Below are 13978 nucleotides of genomic sequence, written 5' to 3' on the forward strand. Positions count from 1 at the left end.
GCTCCATGGCAGCAGGCCGGGGCTCACAAGGGGACGCGCATGGCCCCATCGATCACCTCTGCCGCCCGACCGGTCCCCGAATAGCCGCTGTCCAGCAGGGAGTCACGGACGCTGCGCAGCCGGTCCCGCAACCGGTGCGACTCCATGCCGCGCGCCTGCTCGGCCATCCTGGTCGCGGTGTCGGCGGCCAAGTCCGCCTCGCCGAGGGAGAGTTCGACCTGGCTGAGCATGGCGAGGCGGTGCACCCGGCCCCGGTCGTGCGCCTCGGCGGCCACCGCCGCGAGCGCGTTCTCCCGCGCGGGCCCCAGCTCTCCGAGTCCGAGCAGCGCCTCCGCCACCTGTACGTTCACCAGGCCCGGCTGCACGTACTCCGTCTCGTCGGGCTCCTGGCCGCGGTGGATGCGCCCGGCCGCGGCCTCGGCACGGCGGATGCAGGCGTAGGCCCCGGCGGTGTCGCCGAGCCGGGCGTACGCCTTGGCCTGCATCGCGTACAGGTCGCAGGCCAGGGCCGGGGTGATGTCGCGGCCCGCCGCCCGCAGCGCCGCCTCCGCGAAGGCCACCGACTGCCGGAACTCCCCCATGAACAGCGACTGGTTGACGAGCAGGGCGATCACATACGCGCCCAGTCCCCGGTCACCGCTGGCCTTCGCCAGGCGCAGCGCCTGGTTGAAGTAGCGCTGGGCCAGGCCGTGCGCGTCGGAGTCGTAGGCGCAGATTCCCGCTATCGCCACCAGGGCGGAGGTGGCCCGGTGCAGACGGCGGCCGGTGGCGTCGTTGTAGCTGCCGCGCAGCAGCACCCCGGCCTCGGCGTTCAGGAAACCGACGATCCGCGCACGCGTCGCGATGCCGCCCGCCTTGCGGTACATGTGCTCGTAGTGCGTACGGGCGGCCCGCAGCATGTCCAGGTCCGCGCTGCGCACCCGCCGGGCACCGCCGCGCGAGACGTCGATGTCCTCCGGGGGGTTCTCCCACTCCCACACCGGCATCACCGCGGGCGTGCCGGTCACCGCGGGGGCGCCGAGCAGGTGCGGGCGCTGCTGTTCGTCGCTGCGCCACAGGGCGGTTGCCCGTTCCACGAATCCGGAGAGCGAGGCGGCGTGGGCGGAGGTGGGCTCGCCGGGTACGCCGAGGCCGATGTCGTCCAGGGTGACCGGGCGGCGCAGGCGGGCGGCGAGCACCTCGCAGATCAGGTCGGGGACCTGGCCGCGTGGGCGCTGTCCCTTGAGCCAGCGGGCCACGGCCGTGTGTTCGTAGCGCAGGCTCAGGCCACGGGCGCGTCCGGCCTGGTTCACGTGCGCGGCCAGTCCCGAGTGGGAGATACCGGCCTCGTCGAGTATCGCGTCGAGCAGGGTGTTGGGCTGCATGGTGCCCTCCGGTGGCTCAGAGCGGAAAGCGTAGACGAGTGGGCCGCAAGTTGCCCCGGGCACGGACGAGTTGTGCCGGATCCCCCGTGCCGAGCGACCGGATCCGGCCCTTCACACGGGGTGTGAACACAGTGCCCGCTTCCGATGCGAGCGTGCCCTGTCGCCTACGGTTTCACGCCGCTTGACTGAAAACACCCCGTCATGACGTGCTTGCTCGCCCCGTGGTGAGGACGTCGTGAACGCCGGTCGGGCCGTCGTCTCTCCCGCATCCGCACGACGGCCGCCCCGCGCCGCCCGCCCACCGCCCGCCCGGAACACCCGGCAGGGCGGGCGGCGCCTCTCCCTTCCGGGCACGCAACGCGGCGCTTCCCGCCCCGGACACGCTCTCCGGACAGGCCCACCGGACCCCCAGGCCGGACATGCGCAAGGGGCGTGCCCGGTGGACACGCCCCTTGTCACGGCCCGCGGTTCGGGCCCTGTTCGTTCCTCGCTGCCCTCGCCCGTGCTCAGGCGCCGCGCAGCACCGCCCCGGTGCGCTCGCTCGCCAAAGCGATGGCCGCCTCGCGTGCGGTGGAGGCCTCCTCCACGGTGAGCGTGCGGTCGGCCGCGCGGAAGCGCAGCGCGTACGCCAGGGACTTCTTGCCCTCACCGATCTGGTCGCCGGTGTAGACGTCGAACAGCCGCAGCGACTCCAGGAGTTCGCCCGCGCCCTCGCGCAGTACGCGTTCCACGTCCGCGGCGGGCACCGAGGAGTCCACCACGAGGGCGACGTCCTGGGTGGCCACCGGGAAGGAGGAGATCCGCGGACCGGGCACCACGGGATCGCCCGCGGCCTCCAGACGGTCCAGGTCGAGCTCCATCGCGCAGGCACGCGCGGGCAGGCCGAGGGCCTTCACCACGCGCGGGTGCAGCTCGCCCGCGTAGCCGATGATCTCCTCGGTGCCGTCGACGACGACCGCGAGTTCGGCGCAGCGACCCGGGTGCCAGGGCCCGTAACCGCCCTGCCGGACGAGGAGTTCGGCACCGGCCTCACGGGCGACGACGCGCGCGGACTCCACGGCGTCGGCCCAGTCGGCCGGGCGGCCCTTGCCCCACCAGCCGGACTGCTCACGGGCGCCCGCGAGGACCACGGCCAGGTGCCGGGGCTGCTCGGGCAGGGTGGCTTCGAGCGAGGCGATCTCCGCCTCGGTCGGGCGCCGGTCGACGGGCAGCCGCACCGGCTGGGCCTGGTTCTCGCGGGGCCTGAAGACCAGACCCGACTCGAACAGCGCCACGTCGTGGTTGCCGCGCCCTTCGTTGCGCCGCAGCGCGCCGAGCAGTCCGGGCAGCAGCGTGGTGCGCAGCGCGGGCTCCTCGTCGGAGAGCGGATTGACCAGCCGGACCATACGGCGGGCCGGGTCGTCGGCGGCCAGGCCGAGCTGGTCCAGCGCGCCCTCGCCGAGGAACGGGTAGCTGAGCGTCTCGACGTATCCGGCGCCCGCGAGCGCCCGGCCGACCCTGCGGTGCAGCCGCTGGCGCGAGGTCAGGCCGCGGCCCGCGGGGGGCTTGGGCAGCGTGGAGGGCAGGTTCTCGTAGCCCTCCAGGCGGATGACCTCTTCGGCCAGGTCGTTGGGGTCGGTGAGGTCGGGACGCCACGACGGCACCGTGACGGTCAGCTCGTCCTGCCCGCTGACGTCGCAGCCGATCTCCTGGAGACGACGGACCACGGTCTCCCAGCCGTACGCCACGCCCGCGACCTTGTCCGGGTGGTCGGCCGGGATGGTGACGGTGCGCGGTGCGACCAACGCGGTGACCTCGGTGACGCCCGCCTCGGCGGTGCCGCCCGCGAGCAGGACCAGGAGGTCCACGGTGCGCTGTGCGGCGGCGGCCGCGGCCTGCGGGTCGACGCCGCGCTCGAAGCGGCGGGAGGCCTCGGAGCCGAGCTTGTGGCGCCGGGCGGTACGGGCGATGGACAGCGCGTCGAAGTGCGCCGCCTCGATGACCACCTCGGTGGTGCCGTGCACCCGGCCCGTCTCCGGGTCCGCGGTGGCGTCGGCGATCTCGGTGTTGGCACCGCCCATCACGCCGGCGAGACCGATCGGGCCGCGGTCGTCGGTGATCACCAGATCCCCGGCGTCCAGCACCCGGTCCACCCCGTCCAGGGTGGTGAACTTCTCGCCCTGGCGCGCACGGCGTACGCCGATGGTGCCCTCGATCCGCGCGCGGTCGTAGGCGTGCAGCGGCTGACCGAGCTCCAGCATCACGTAGTTGGTGATGTCGACGGCGAGCGAGACGCTGCGCATGCCCGCCTTCTGCAGCCTGCGCTGCAGCCAGATCGGGGAGCGGGCCTCGGGGTCGAGGCCGGTGACGGTACGCGCCGTGAAGCGGTCGCAGCCCTGCGGGTCGTCGATCTGCACCGCGTAGCCGTAGGAGTTCGGCGCGGGGACGTCGAGCAGCGCCGGGTCGCGCAGCGGCAGCCCGAAGGCGGTGGCGGTCTCGCGGGCGACGCCGCGCAGCGAGAGGCAGTAGCCGCGGTCGGGCGTGACGGCGATGTCCAGGACCTCGTCGAGGAGTTCGAGGAGTTCGATCGCGTCGGTGCCGGGCTCGTACTCGGGCGGCAGCACGATGATGCCGCCCGAACTGTCGTCGCCCATGCCGAGTTCGTCGCCGGAGCAGATCATGCCGCGCGAGACCTTGCCGTAGGTCTTGCGCTCGGCGATCGCGAAACCGCCGGGCAGGACGGCGCCGGGGAGCACGACCACTACCTTGTCGCCGACGGCGAAGTTGCGGGCGCCGCAGACGATTTCCTGCGGCTCGCCGGTCTTGTTGGAGTCGCCGACGTCGACGGTGCAGAAGCGGATCGGCTTCTTGAACTCCGTCAGCTCCTCGATGGTCAGCACCTTGCCGACCACCAGGGGGCCCTTGAGCCCGGCACCGAGCTGCTCGACGGTCTCCACCTCGAGCCCGGCCGAAATGAGCTTGGCCTGTACGTCACGGCCGGACACCGTGGCCGGCAGGTCGACGTACTCCCGCAGCCAAGAAAGCGGGACCCGCATCAGATCTCCATCCCGAACGGCCGGGTGAACCGGACGTCGCCCTCGAACATGTCACGCATGTCTTCGACGTTGTGGCGGAACATCAGCATCCGCTCGATGCCGAAGCCGAACGCGAAGCCGCTGTACTTCTCCGGGTCCACACCGCAGGCGATCAGCACGCGCGGATTGACCATGCCGCAGCCGCCGAGCTCGATCCAGCCCTCGCTGGAACAGGTACGGCAGGGCCGGTCCGGATTGCCGACCGAGGCGCCCCGGCACACGTAGCAGAGCATGTCCATCTCGGCGGACGGCTCGGTGAAGGGGAAGTAGTTGGGCCGCAGCCGGGTCTTCATGTCCGGGCCGAAGAGCGACTGGACCATGTGGTCCAGGGTGCCCTTCAGGTCGGCCATGGTCAGACCCTCGTCGACGGCGAGCAGCTCGATCTGGTGGAAGACCGGGGAGTGCGTGGCGTCGAGTTCGTCGGTGCGGTAGACGCGGCCCGGGCAGACCACGTAGACCGGCACCTCGTGCTCGAGCAGGGCACGGATCTGCACCGGCGAGGTGTGGGTACGCAGCACGACACCGGACTCGTCGCCCTCGGTGGGCTTTCCGTCCGGGCGGGTGCCCTGCACGAAGAAGGTGTCCTGCATCTGCCGGGCCGGGTGGTCGGGCAGGAAGTTGAGCGCGTCGAAGTTGAACCACTCGGCCTCGGCCTCGGGCCCCTCCGCGACCTCGTAGCCCATGGCCACGAAGACGTCCGCGACCCGCTCCATGAACGTGGTCAGCGGATGCCGCGCACCCGCCGGTTCGCGGTCGTGCGGCAGGGTGACGTCCACGGCCTCCTCGACGAGTACGCGGGCGTCGCGCTCCTCCTCGAGTTCGGCCTGCCTGGCGGCGAGCGCCTTGGAGACGGCGCCGCGGGCCTGGCCCACGCGCTTGCCCGCCTCGGCCTTGGCCTGCGGCGGCAGTGCGCCGATCTCGCGGTTGGCGAGGGCCAGCGGCGAGGTGCCGCCCGTGTGGGCGACCTTCTTCTCGTGGAGCTGGTCGAGGTCACCGGCGGCGGCGAAGGCGGCGAGCGCCTCGTCCCGCATGCGCTCGATGTTCTCCGGTTTCAGTGCCTCGACCTCGACAGGGTCGTACGACTTGTTCGGTGCCGACATCTCTTCCCGTGCTTCCGGTTGGCTGGCGGTGGGTCCCCGTGCCCGAGTCGGTCGAGGAACGCCAAAACGTCGCGCTGGGCAGACGCAAAGGTGCCAAAGGCCGAGTCTATCGGGGACGAGGTGCGGGGTTCGCGCCCGTGGGTCCTCAGCTGAGATAAGCCGGGGCCGCCACGGGCAGGGTAAATCGGAACCGGGCGCCGCCGCCCGGTGCCCTGCCGACGGTGATGGTGCCGCCGTGGGCCTCGACGATTCCCTTGACGATGTAGAGGCCGAGGCCGGTCCCGCCGCGCTTGCTGCCCCGCCAGAACCGGGTGAAGACGCGGTTCATCGACTCCTCGGGGATACCGGGGCCCTCGTCGCTCACGGTGACCGCCGTCCCTTCCGTCTCGCCCGCGGCCGCTGCGGCCCCGCGTCCGGGCTGTGCGTTCGGCGGATTCGGCGGATTCGGGGTCTGCGCCGTCTTCGCCGAGCTCTTCAGCCGCGCGGGTGCCACGTCGATGGTGACGGTTCCCTCGCCGTGCCGCACCGCGTTTTCCAGCAGGTTGCTCAGCACCTGGTCGATCTTGTCGGGATCGGCCCACAGGGCGGGCAACGGCTGTTCCACTCGTACGAGGAAGCGGTGCGCGGGCTGTCCGGCGGCGACGTGCGCCTGGATGTGCCGCCCGACGGCCGCGCCGATGTCGACGGGCTGGCGGCGCACCTCCAGACGTCCGGAGTCGATGCGGGAGATGTCCAGGAGTTCGGCGATCAGCCGGGTGACGCGGTTGGCGTCCGCGTCGACCGTCTCCAGCATCAGCCGCTTCTGGTCGTCGGTGAAGCGTTCCCACTTGGCGAGCAGGGTGGCCGTGAAACCCTTCACCGAGGTCAGCGGCGAGCGCAGTTCGTGCGCGACGGTGGCGATGAGTTCGGCGTGGCTGCGTTCGGTACGGCGCCGCGCCTCGGTGTCCCGCAGCGCCACCACCAGACGGCATACGGGGCCGGTGGGCCGGGTGCGCACGTAGCGCGCGGAGACCAGGACCTCACGCCCGCCGGGCAGCAGCAGATTGCGCTCGGGCTGCGCGACGCGCGTGGCGAGGCCGCCGTACGGATCGGTCAGCCGCCACCAGCGCCGCCCCTCCAGGTCCTCCAGCGGCAGCACGGACTCCAGCGGCAGGCCCAGCGCCCGCTCGGCCGGGATCTTGGTGATACGGGCGGCGGCGGCGTTGAAGCAGACGACGGTGCCCGCCTCGTCGGCGATGACCAGACCGTCGGGGAGCTCGTCGGGATCCAGGCCGCCGGGAAGGCCCGGGCTCTCGGGGAGCGTGCCGGGGGCCGGACCATCGACGCCGGGGCGCGCGGGCAGGCCGTCGGCGGCGACACTCATCCCCGTTCCCCGCCCTTCCGCCTCGTGGTGCTGCTGTTCGGTTCCGACCGGCCCCGGTGATCGGTGTTGGTGATACCCGTCGGTTCCTGATGGTCCTCGGGCGGGTCACCTTACCCAATCCCGGTTGCTCAGCGGCATCCGCCGGGTGCGCGCTGTGCACGGGCCGAGGCGTACAGACAGACGGCCGCCGCGGTGGCCAGATTCAGACTCTCGGCCCGGCCGTGGATGGGCACCCGGACGACGGCGTCGGCCAGTGCCCGGGTCTCCTCGGGCAGCCCCCAGGCCTCGTTGCCGAAGACCCAGGCGGTGGGCCCGCCCATGGAACCGCGGTCCAGTTCGCTGTCCAGGTCGTCCTGCCCTGCGCCGTCGGCGGCCAGTACGCGTACGCCGCTTTCCCGCAGCTCCTCGACGGCCTGCCGGACCGGTACGCCCACCGCGACCGGCAGATGGAACAGCGAACCGACCGAGGCGCGCACGCACTTGGGGTTGTACAGGTCCACGGAGGCGTCGGTAAGGATCACGGCCTCGGCGCCCGCGGCGTCGGCGCAGCGCAGCACGGTGCCCGCGTTGCCGGGGTCCCGTACATGCGCGAGAACGGCGACGAGTTTCGGCCGCGCGCGCAGGATCTCGGCGAAGTCCGTGTCGAGGAAACGGCACAGGCCGACGATGCCCTGCGGGGTGACCGTGTCGGACATCTCGGCGACGACCTCGTCACTGGCCGTCAGGACGGGGACCCTCGCGTCCCGGCAGGCCGCGAGGATGTCGGCGTGCCGCTCGGCGGCGTCGGCCGTGACGTACACCTCGATGAGATGGGCGAGCGCCTCCCGTACCGCCTGCGGCCCCTCGGCCAGGAAGCGGCGCTCCTTGCCGCGGAAGCTGCGCTTGGCCAGGCGGCGGGCCGCCACCACGCGCGGGGAGCGCAGGGACGTCAGCTCGGGGACTGCTGCCATCAAGGGTCCGGTCTGCCTTCGTGTCGGGAGCGGTGACGGTTTCGGGAGGGGTGTCGTCGCGGAATCGGTGCCGGGAGCGGTGTGCGTTCCGGCCGCCGCGCGGGGCCCGTTACACGGCGGACCCGCAGGCCCAGGGCCTGCGGGTCCGGCTGAAGTATCGGCGTACGCCCGTGCGTCAGGCGGCCTTCGGCGCGTTGACGTCGCTCGGCAGCGCCTTCTGCGCGACCTCGACGAGCGCCGCGAAGGCGTTCTCGTCGTTGACGGCGAGGTCCGCGAGGATCTTGCGGTCGACCTCGATGTTGGCGGCCTTCAGACCCTGGATGAAGCGGTTGTACGTCATGCCGTTGGCGCGGGCAGCGGCGTTGATGCGCTGGATCCACAGCTGACGGAAGTCGCCCTTGCGCTTCTTGCGGTCGTTGTAGTTGTAGACGAGGGAGTGGGTGACCTGCTCCTTCGCCTTGCGGTACAGGCGCGAACGCTGACCGCGGTAGCCGCTGGCCTGCTCGAGGATTGCCCGGCGCTTCTTGTGGGCGTTCACTGCCCGCTTGACGCGTGCCACTTGTTGACTCCTTGTAGCGGGGCCGCGGTTGTCCTCACGCGGCCCGGTTTCGAATAGGTCCCGGTCCAGTCGTCGGGCCCCGCGATCGGGGCCCCGACGTCACTTGCCGAGAAGCTTCTTGATCTTCGCGGCGTCGCCCGGGGCCATCTCGGCGTTGCCACTGAGGCGACGCGTCAGACGGGACGACTTGTGCTCGAGCAGGTGGCGCTTGCCGGCGCGCTCACGAAGCACCTTGCCGGAGCCGGTGACCTTGAAGCGCTTCTTGGAACCGCTGTGCGTCTTGTTCTTCGGCATAGCGCCGTTATCTCCTCGTCAGTGGCGCCCCCTGCCGGTCACTGTCGACTGTGTCGACCGACCGGCGCACGGGAGCGTCAGTTGTATCGGTGTCATCCGGAGCGGTGGCTCCGGATCAGGCCTCGGCGGGCTCCTCGGCGGACTGGTCCGCCGCTCGGGTCTGACCCTGACGCTCCGCCTTGCGGGCCGCCTGGGCTTCCCGGGCCTCGGCCATGGCCTCGGTCTTCTTCTTGTGCGGACCGAGGACCATGATCATGTTGCGGCCGTCCTGCTTCGGGTTCGACTCCACGAATCCGAGGTCCTGGACATCCTCCGCGAGCCGCTGCAGCAGCCGGTAGCCGAGCTCCGGACGGGACTGCTCGCGACCACGGAACATGATCGTGATCTTGACCTTGTCCCCCTGCTTGAGGAACCGGACGACGTGACCCTTTTTGGTGTCGTAGTCGTGCGGGTCGATCTTCGGCCGGAGCTTCATCTCCTTGATGACCGTGTGCGCCTGGTTCTTGCGCGCCTCACGGGCCTTCATGGCCGACTCGTACTTGAACTTCCCGTAGTCCATGAGCTTGCAGACCGGCGGGCGGGCGTTCGCCGCGACCTCGACCAGGTCCAGGTCGTACTCCTGCGCAAGCTCCAGGGCCTTGGCAAGCGGGACAATCCCGACCTGCTCGCCGCTGGGACCGACAAGTCGCACCTCGGGAACGCGAATCCGGTCGTTGATGCGGGGCTCGGCGCTGATGGATCCTCCTCGGTAGCACCGCGCGGCGGTCTGGCGGACAGCCGCGCAACGTCTCTTCTTCTGTCGACCTGGCCGGTGCCGGAACGCGAAAATGCCCCGGAGGGTCACGGGCGGGGCTCCTGCACTACCGGAACACCGCCGCGCTGAACGCGGGGCATCGAACGGAATCCGTCTCGGGGGACGGCGTCCGTCTGACCGGTGACCCGTCGCCCGAAGGGCGACCGGGTGGGAGTTCGGAGCCTCCACTTGCGGGCCGGGCACACAGGCGTCCGGCCGGTCGTCACACCAGATTAGCAGTTCCCGGCAGGTGGGGCGAACCGCTGCGCGGGGCCCTGTGGACCGGGCACCCGTGGGCGGGGCCTATCGTGTCCGTCATGAGCGACCCCAGCCAGGACAGCCCGGCCGCCGGAGACAGTGCGCCCGGCGCCGATTTCGACACCATGACCCGTGACATCGCGGATGTTCCCGCGGTCGAGGTGATCACGACGGTGGCAGTGCACCTGATGAGTGCCGCCGCGGTCAACCTCGGTCTCGCCGAGGGCGGCGAGACCCACAAGGACCTGGACGAGGCGCGCAAGCTGATCCACGCCCTGGCGGGCCTGCTGGACGCCGGCACCACGGAGATCAGCTCCTTCCACGCCGCGCCCCTGCGCGACGGCCTGAAGTCGCTGCAGCTCGCGTTCCGCGAAGCGTCCACGGTGCCGGACGAGCCCGGCCAGGGTCCCGGCGAGAAGTACACCGGGGCGGTCTTCGGCCGCTGAGCCGGGCGGACTTCCGAACGCCCAACCGATGGGCCCGTCTTCGACCTGATCAGGGTCGCAGGCGGGCCCACCGGTCATCTCACGCCCGTACGTAGAGCGGCTTGTCTCAGGCCCGTACGTAGAGCGGCTTGCCGCCCGGAGTGGCGTCGGCGGGCAGCAGGGCGAGGTCGAGGCCGCGTACCAGCCGGGCGCGCAGGGTCTCGTCGGCGGCGAGCCGTTCGGCGATGCGCCGGGCGGCCGGTGCCGGGTCGGTGCCCGGGTCCAGGACCAGGGCGAGGGTCCCGTCGCCGGAGCCGGGGCCCAAGTGGGCGCGCTCGACGCAGGGTTCGGCCGCGACCGCCTCCCGTACCGCCGTGATGACGGCCGGGTCGGCCAGCGGATCGGCGCTGGTGCGGCCCTCGGCGAGGGCCAGCAGCGCCGGGCCGGTGAGCGGATAGACGACGGGGCCCGCGACGTCGAGGAGCAGGGTGTCCGCCTTCTCGTGGGCGGCGGCCTGCAGTGCCTGGTGCAGCGGGACGGCCACCGGTCGCGCCGCCGGGTCCCAGCGCGCCAGCGACTCGGTGGAGGTGAAGGCGGGCAGCGCCTTGCGCGTGCCCGCCTTCAGCGTGGGCACCGCCATATCGCTGGTCTTCTCGTGACGCATGCCGTTCTCATCCGTCTCCACCTCACCCAGCACCGCGACGACCGGTACGAGCAGACGCGCGTCCTTCAGGGCCGCGAGCACCTGGGGTTCGGCGGCCGTGTCCGCCGCCCAGGCCGCGAGTGCGGCGGTGAGCCGGGGGTCGGCCGAGCCGTCGTCGTCTTGGAAGGCCGAGTCGGGGATGTTCTTGTTCGCCACGGTCGTCGACCCTATCCGGCGCCGGAGGGCGGTTCAGCGCGCGCCCGGGCGGCGGCCGCGCAGCAGGAACACCGCCGCGGCCACCAGGGCCAGGCCGAGGGCCGCGGCGGACGGTCCGGCCCAGCGGGCGATGGGGTGTTCGTCGCCCGAGCCGTCGGGCCCGGGGCCGAAGTGCGAGGCGCCGTAGCTCTTGGCGCTCGCACCGCGCTGTTCGCCCTTGCCGCCTTCGCGCAGCGCGGCCACCGGGTCCAGGAAGCCGAAGCCGCGGGAGTCGTCGTGGCCGCCCGAGGAGGTGGGCTTCGCGGTGCGTTCGAGCAGGCGCTTGATCTCGGCGGGGCTCAGCGAGGGGTGTGCGGAGCGGACCAGGGCGACGGCCGCCGAGACGAAGGCGGACGCGGCGCTGGTGCCCCAGCCCTGGTAGTAGCGGCGGTCCGGGTCGGCCATCACGATCTCCACGCCGGGTGCGCTCACCGTGGCGTACCAGCGCCGGGTGGAGAACGGGGCGCGGGAGCCGTAGCGGTCCACGGCCGTCGCGACGATCACCCCCGGATAGGCCGCGGGGTACGAGACGTGGTCGCCCTTCTCCCCGCCGTTGCCCGCCGAGGCGACCAGGACGGCGCCCTTCTTCAGGGCGTACTGCACCGCCGCGTCCTCGGCGGCGTCCGGATGGGCCGAGGCGGAGTCGTCGCCCAGCGAGAGGTTGATGACGTCGGCGCCGTTGTCGGCCGCCCAGCGGATGCCCTGGGCCAGGGCGCTGCCCCGCCTCTCGCGGGCCTTGCGGCGGGCGGGGTCGCCCTGCTCCAGGATCACCCGTACCGGAAGGATCTTGGCCTCGGGAGCGAGCCCGAGCACTCCGTCCTCGTTGCCCGCGCCGTGCCCGTGGCCCGCGATGATGCCCGCCATGGCGGTGCCGTGCCGGGCCCAGGTCCGGTCGCCGCGCTTCGCGCCGAAGCCGACCACGTCCTTGCCGGGCAGCACATTGCCCGCGAGGTCGGGATGCTCGGCGTCGACTCCGGTGTCCAGTACGGCGACGGTCACGCCCTCGCCCTTGGTGGTGCGCCAGGCCTCCTCGGCCTTGAGCGCTTCCAGGCCCCATTCCTTGGCCCGTACGGAGTCGGCGTGGGCGGCGACGGGAGCGACGAGCGCGAGCGCCGCCGCGAGGGCCACGGTGGCGACGGCACGGCGCCGGACCGAGGCCCGCTTGCTGCTCCTCATCGGCACTCCCGCTCCCTCACGTCGTCCGCCACCTCGTCCGCTCCCGCATCGGTCAGTCGCCGTCCGCGTCGTCACCGGACCCGGCCTTCTCGCGCAGGCTCCGCTCGACGCGGTCGGCGAGGCCCTTGGCGTCGTGTCCGAGTCCGGCCTGCGCGATGGTGGTCTTGGCGTCGGGGTCGACGGCCGCACCCGCGGCCTGCGGTTCGAACACCTTGCGGCCGTCGGCGAAGCCGGTCACCGCGTAGACCACCACGGGCGCGTCGGTCAGCACCGACACATGCCACGAGGCCCGCTGCGCGCTGCCGAAGTCGGCGGCCACGGTGCCCTCGACGGGATACGTGCGCGGCATCAGGTCCGCCCGGCGGTCGAGCCGCTCGTCCTCGAACCTGTCGTGCAGCGCCTGCATGGCCTCCTGCTCGCCCTTGGTGAAGAGCAGGCCGACGGTGGTGATCTGGCTGCGCGTGGCATCGGTGTACGTGGCCCGCAGCAGCCGCGAACAGCCCACCGGAGCCAGTGCCTTGCTCAGCAGCGGGTCGAAGGCGTCCTCGCAGCCCGAGTCGGGGGCGACGGCGATCCGGGTCCAGGTGCGGTCCGCCCCGCCGGGGCCCGCGCCGTCGCCGCGCACCCGGGGCGGGAACAGTGCGTCGACGGGGACGTTGTGCCAGAGCCCCGCCGCGTCCTTAAACCGCTCGGCCGCGGTGACCGCACCGTCCTCCCCCGCCAGCAGACTCCCGGCGGCGCCACCGCCGAGCAGCCCCACACCGAGCATGAGACAGGCGACGCCCGCCATCAGCCGCGGCGCCCGGCGCCGGGCGACCGGCCTGAGCCGGGTGGTCGCGTCGTCGACGTCATACGTGTCCGGCGCCGCGAACGTCACGAACGGCCGCCCGGCACCGGGTCCCGGCGTCAGGTCGACGGCTCCCCTGGCCCGCCGCTCGGCCTTGCTCCGCGCGGAGTCGGCGGGGGCGGCAGGGGCGGCCGGAGGCATACCGAGCCCGCCCAACGTCGAAGCCGGGGGCGGCGGTTGGGCGGGGAGGGGCGGAGAGACGGGTCGGGCGGACAGGGGGGTCGGGGGCACGGGAGGGGGCGGGGTGGGCGGAACCGGCGGGAGGGGGGCGCCGGTTGGGGGTGCGGGACGGGGGGTCGCGGTGGTTCCGGGTCCTGGGGGTGTCGCCGTTCCTCCGGGCGTCCGTACTCCTCCGGGCGTGCGGGCCTCTTCCGATTTCGCGGACAGGGAAGGTTCGGCGGCCGCGCTCGCACTCGGTGAAGTCCCCGGGTGCCGCGAAGTCCCCGTACTCAGTGCCGCCCCAGTCCCCGTCCCCGCACCCGGTGAAGTCCTCGGGTCCTCGGGCCTGTTGGGCCTGCCCTCTGCGACGGCGCCGTCGAAGCCGTTGGCGTCCGACCCACTCCTGGGGCCAGGCATCTCCGTAGTACCGGTCGCGCGCGAGGCGTCATTCACGCGCACGCCCGACTCGCCGCCCTCCGTTTCCTGACCCCGACCGTTCGGCGACGGACGGTCCCCCTGCGAGGCGGCAGCGGCAGCCGAGGGGGCCGGCGGAGCGGACGGAAAGCGGGCCGAGGACCTCGGCGGAGGCGGGGCGTCGGGGAAGCGGGAGGAGGCGAGCGGCGGTGGAGGCGTCGGGATGGCGCCGATACGGGGCGGGGCGAGGCGCGGGAAGCGCGCGGCCGTACCCGAGTCCTCGGTGGCCGTACCGGGGTCCGGG

Annotated in this window: 12 protein-coding genes; 1 reads left to right on the top strand and 11 read right to left on the bottom strand. The window is 72.6% G+C overall.

Translation table 11 applies throughout. From position 1 onward, the window contains the following. Positions 1–23 precede the first annotated feature (23 nt). The 8 genes from HUT18_RS03605 to infC all read right to left on the bottom strand — a co-directional run bounded on the left by HUT18_RS03605 (position 24) and on the right by infC (position 9440). Complete coding sequence (locus HUT18_RS03605) at positions 24–1364, bottom strand: transcriptional regulator (protein ID WP_176097738.1); 1341 nt, start codon at positions 1362–1364, stop codon at positions 24–26. A gap of 506 nt (positions 1365–1870) precedes the next feature. Further along, complete coding sequence (gene pheT, locus HUT18_RS03610) at positions 1871–4399, bottom strand: phenylalanine--tRNA ligase subunit beta (RefSeq protein ID WP_176097753.1); 2529 nt, start codon at positions 4397–4399, stop codon at positions 1871–1873. Continuing rightward, positions 4399–5538 (bottom strand): phenylalanine--tRNA ligase subunit alpha, encoded by a 1140-nt coding sequence (pheS, locus tag HUT18_RS03615; RefSeq protein WP_176097755.1) that lies wholly within the window; start codon positions 5536–5538, stop codon positions 4399–4401. Before pheS ends, pheT begins: the two co-directional genes overlap by 1 nt. A 145-nt stretch (positions 5539–5683) precedes the next feature. Then, positions 5684–6901, bottom strand: coding sequence for an ATP-binding protein (locus tag HUT18_RS03620; protein WP_176097764.1), 1218 nt, complete (start codon positions 6899–6901; stop codon positions 5684–5686). A gap of 128 nt (positions 6902–7029) precedes the next feature. Next, the gene (locus HUT18_RS03625; RefSeq protein ID WP_176097766.1) at positions 7030–7851 is read right to left on the bottom strand and encodes an RNA methyltransferase; all 822 of its coding nucleotides are present in this window, start codon (positions 7849–7851) and stop codon (positions 7030–7032) included. A 175-nt stretch (positions 7852–8026) separates the two neighbouring features. Continuing rightward, a complete protein-coding gene (gene rplT, locus HUT18_RS03630; RefSeq protein ID WP_176097768.1) occupies positions 8027–8410 on the bottom strand; it encodes a 50S ribosomal protein L20 in 384 nt (127 codons plus the stop codon). 99 nt (positions 8411–8509) lie between these two features. After that, the gene (gene rpmI, locus HUT18_RS03635; protein ID WP_176097770.1) at positions 8510–8704 is read right to left on the bottom strand and encodes a 50S ribosomal protein L35; all 195 of its coding nucleotides are present in this window, start codon (positions 8702–8704) and stop codon (positions 8510–8512) included. Positions 8705–8819: 115 nt separating this feature from the next. Beyond that, positions 8820–9440 (bottom strand): translation initiation factor IF-3, encoded by a 621-nt coding sequence (gene infC, locus HUT18_RS03640; RefSeq protein WP_217710552.1) that lies wholly within the window; start codon positions 9438–9440, stop codon positions 8820–8822. Between the two features lie 374 nt (positions 9441–9814). On the opposite strand from infC, the gene HUT18_RS03645 reads away from it, so the two are divergent. Further along, the gene (locus HUT18_RS03645; RefSeq protein ID WP_176097772.1) at positions 9815–10201 is read left to right on the top strand and encodes a DUF1844 domain-containing protein; all 387 of its coding nucleotides are present in this window, start codon (positions 9815–9817) and stop codon (positions 10199–10201) included. A 106-nt stretch (positions 10202–10307) separates the two neighbouring features. Here the strand turns inward: HUT18_RS03645 and HUT18_RS03650 are convergent, their stop codons facing one another. Genes HUT18_RS03650 through HUT18_RS03660 form a run of 3 tightly spaced genes read right to left on the bottom strand, consistent with a single transcriptional unit; the run spans position 10308 to position 13242 of the window. After that, positions 10308–11039 (bottom strand): SseB family protein, encoded by a 732-nt coding sequence (locus HUT18_RS03650; RefSeq protein ID WP_176097773.1) that lies wholly within the window; start codon positions 11037–11039, stop codon positions 10308–10310. Between the two features lie 33 nt (positions 11040–11072). Beyond that, complete coding sequence (gene mycP / locus HUT18_RS03655) at positions 11073–12254, bottom strand: type VII secretion-associated serine protease mycosin (protein ID WP_176097775.1); 1182 nt, start codon at positions 12252–12254, stop codon at positions 11073–11075. A 52-nt stretch (positions 12255–12306) separates the two neighbouring features. After that, positions 12307–13242: a hypothetical protein gene (locus tag HUT18_RS03660; protein WP_176097777.1), complete on the bottom strand. Its 936-nt coding sequence runs from the start codon at positions 13240–13242 to the stop codon at positions 12307–12309. Positions 13243–13978: the final 736 nt, after the last annotated feature.

Source organism: Streptomyces sp. NA04227, from assembly GCF_013364195.1.
In the GTDB taxonomy this organism is placed as follows: domain Bacteria; phylum Actinomycetota; class Actinomycetes; order Streptomycetales; family Streptomycetaceae; genus Streptomyces.

Coding starts and splice junctions, on each gene's coding strand:
- HUT18_RS03645 (WP_176097772.1), top strand. CDS start 9,815: ATGAGCGACCCCAGCCAGGACAGCCCGGCCGCCGGAGACAGTGCGCCC.
- HUT18_RS03620 (WP_176097764.1), bottom strand. CDS start 6,901: ATGAGTGTCGCCGCCGACGGCCTGCCCGCGCGCCCCGGCGTCGATGGT.
- pheS (WP_176097755.1), bottom strand. CDS start 5,538: ATGTCGGCACCGAACAAGTCGTACGACCCTGTCGAGGTCGAGGCACTG.
- HUT18_RS03625 (WP_176097766.1), bottom strand. CDS start 7,851: ATGGCAGCAGTCCCCGAGCTGACGTCCCTGCGCTCCCCGCGCGTGGTG.
- rpmI (WP_176097770.1), bottom strand. CDS start 8,704: ATGCCGAAGAACAAGACGCACAGCGGTTCCAAGAAGCGCTTCAAGGTC.
- pheT (WP_176097753.1), bottom strand. CDS start 4,399: ATGCGGGTCCCGCTTTCTTGGCTGCGGGAGTACGTCGACCTGCCGGCC.
- HUT18_RS03605 (WP_176097738.1), bottom strand. CDS start 1,364: ATGCAGCCCAACACCCTGCTCGACGCGATACTCGACGAGGCCGGTATC.
- HUT18_RS03660 (WP_176097777.1), bottom strand. CDS start 13,242: ATGCCTCCGGCCGCCCCTGCCGCCCCCGCCGACTCCGCGCGGAGCAAG.
- mycP (WP_176097775.1), bottom strand. CDS start 12,254: ATGAGGAGCAGCAAGCGGGCCTCGGTCCGGCGCCGTGCCGTCGCCACC.